The 2,817-nt window shown below is 32.4% G+C and carries 1 protein-coding gene and 1 pseudogene; both read left to right on the top strand.

From position 1 onward, the window contains the following. Positions 1-23: 23 nt before the first annotated feature. Positions 24-125 (top strand): annotated as a pseudogene (locus ACEN2I_RS19830) (phosphopantetheine-binding protein); the annotation flags it as partial. Positions 126-275: 150 nt separating this feature from the next. After that, on the top strand, positions 276-2,817 hold a 2,542-nt coding region (locus tag ACEN2I_RS19825), incomplete at its 3' end, for a non-ribosomal peptide synthetase (RefSeq protein WP_441767810.1).

Here is a 2,817-nt window from a genome sequence, read left to right as displayed (position 1 = left end):
AGTTAGCAGCAATCTGGCAGAATTTGTTAGGAGTAGAACGAGTAGGAGTTCATGATAATTTCTTTGAATTGGGTGGTGATTCAATTAAATCTATTAGATTAATCTCAATTATAAATAAAAGTTTTAATAAAAACATTCAATTACGTAATCTTTTTGAATGCGGTACTATACAAAGTTTTTCTGCTTCAGTACTAAATAGAGATAATATTGATGATAGGTTTAAACAACGCTATGAAATAGTTGAGTTGGAAATAGTAGCATTACGTTCACTAGTCTTGAGCACTATACAAGATCCAGATCTAATTGAAGATATCTACCCGATGACTGATGTCCAACAAGGAATGATTATGGAGTCGTTATTGGCTCCTAATTTGGCAATTTTTCATGATCAGTTGGTATTTACAATTAATGACGTTCTTTTCGATAGTATTATATTTCACAAAGCAATTGCTTTATTAATTGAAAAGCATTCTATATTCCGTACAAGTTTTAATTTTTCTGATTACGATCAACCGGTACAGATAGTATATAAATCGGTCTCCTTTGATTTAAAAAATACAGATTTAAGTCTGTTTGATCGACAAGCGCAAGAAAAGAAAATTGAACAATTTCTGGAAAAAGAAAGAGGAATTTCATTTATTGCTAAACAAGTTCCATTATATCGTTTTGATATTTTTAGTATTGCTGAATATAATAAGTTATTTATATTTCAGTTTCATCATTCGATCATGGATGGATGGAGTGTGGCTTCATTTATTACAGAACTCTATAAAACTTACTTTGAACTCAAAGAAGGAATTTCTTATTTACCATCAATAATTGCATGTAATCAACGCGATTCTATTATTAGTGAATTGATAGCTAAACAAGATGTTGATGCGATTGCCTTCTGGAAAGAAAAATTATCAGGATACAAAAAACTAGATATTCTTAAAGAAGAAACCGAAATATCCGAGCAGTACACTAAGCAATATGATCTTAGTTTCTTAAATGATTTAAAGAAACAGTGTAAACAATATAATCTGACATTGAAAACCGTTCTCTTTGGGGCGTATATCTATGCATTAAAAATGCTTACCAATGAAAATGAGTTAACAGTTGGTTTGGTAGCTAATAACCGTCCATCTATTGAGGATGGTGAGAATATATTAGGATGTTTTTTAAATATGTTACCTGTACGCTATACTTTTCAATCTGAAGAAAATTGGTTGCAATATTTCAAGAATGTCGAAGAAAAGATTAAGGAGGTCCAGCTTAATAGTCACCTGACATTTTTTGAAATCAAGCGTCATGTAGGATTGAATAAAAACGATTCTTTTTTTGATGTTTTATTTAATTATATTGATTTTCATGTATACAATGAAATTATATCCGAGAATTCTTTAACAGATAATTTACAATCTGGTAATGAAGCTAATATTAATGAAGGTTTAAATATATCTTCGTTTGAGCGAACAAGTTCGAGTTTAAATTTAACGGTAGATTTAACCGGAAATAAAGATCTTAAGTTAGGGTATAAATTGTATAAAAACTTTAAATCAGAAATATCTTTAGAGCATTTTCACACCTATATTGATACTATTTTATGTTGTTTTAAAGATAAATTTGATGCTCCTGTTGATATGGAGTCAATTTTATTAGAAGAAGAATCGCATCAGTTATTAGAGGTCTTTAATGCTACTTCTATTGACTATCCTAAGGATAAGACCATAGTGGATTTGTTTACCGAACAGGTTAAACGTACACCAAATGCTATCGCAGTGGTTTATGAAGACAAAAAACTAAGTTATAAAGAATTAAACGAGCGTTCGAATCAGCTGGGTCATTATTTACGAGAACAAGGTGTACAACCTGATGACCTTGTGGGGATTTGTTTGGAGCGCAGTTTAGAGATGCTTGTTGGTATTCTGGGGATCTTAAAATCGGGAGGCGCTTATGTTCCGATCGATCCGGAATATCCGTCAGGTCGTATAGATTATATGCTTAAAGATGCTGGTATTGGTTTGGTTTTAAGTAGTGGTGTTAGCAGTAAAGTTATAAGTAAAGATGAAGATTTATCAGTTTTGTGTTTAGATAAAGATTGGGATAATATCTTAGGTTATCCTACCAGTGAACTCGAGAATGTTTTGACTGCATCAAATTTAGCTTATGTCATATATACTTCAGGCAGTACTGGCATTCCTAAGGGAGTGATGAATGAACATGGTGGTATTGTAAATCGTTTATTATGGGGACAATCGCATTATCAACTTAAGAGTGATGAGGCAATACTGCAGAAAACATCTTTTAGTTTTGATGTATCGGTATGGGAATTTTTATGGACTATTAGTTGTGGAGCGCGATTGGTTTTTGCCAAACCGGAAGGGCACAAAGATGCTGAGTATTTGAAGTACATTATAGAAAAGGAAAACATCACGACAATTCATTTTGTTCCTTCGATGTTGAGGGTTTTCTTAGAGAATATTAAATCAGGAGATTGTAATTCCTTAAAACGGGTTTTATGTAGTGGAGAGGCTTTGCAAGTAGATCAAGTACTTTTATTTAAGGATAAATTCAAGGACGTTCGATTAGATAATTTATATGGGCCTACAGAGGCAGCAATTGAAGTAAGTTCATGGAAAGTACCACTGAAAGGTTCAATATCTCAAGTTCTAATGGGAAAGCCAGTTGCCAATACAAGTTTATATGTTTTAGATAATCAAAACCAGCTATTACCAATAGGAGTAATTGGAGAATTGTGTATAGGAGGTGTTCAGGTCGCCCGAGGTTATTTAAACAGGGAAGAATTAACTCGGGAGAAGTTTATAGCAAATCCAT

Origin of the sequence: Flavobacterium sp. W22_SRS_FK3 (assembly GCF_052113665.1) — a bacterium.
In the GTDB taxonomy this organism is placed as follows: Bacteria; Bacteroidota; Bacteroidia; order Flavobacteriales; family Flavobacteriaceae; genus Flavobacterium.
This window is presented reverse-complemented; position numbering and strand designations above follow the sequence as displayed.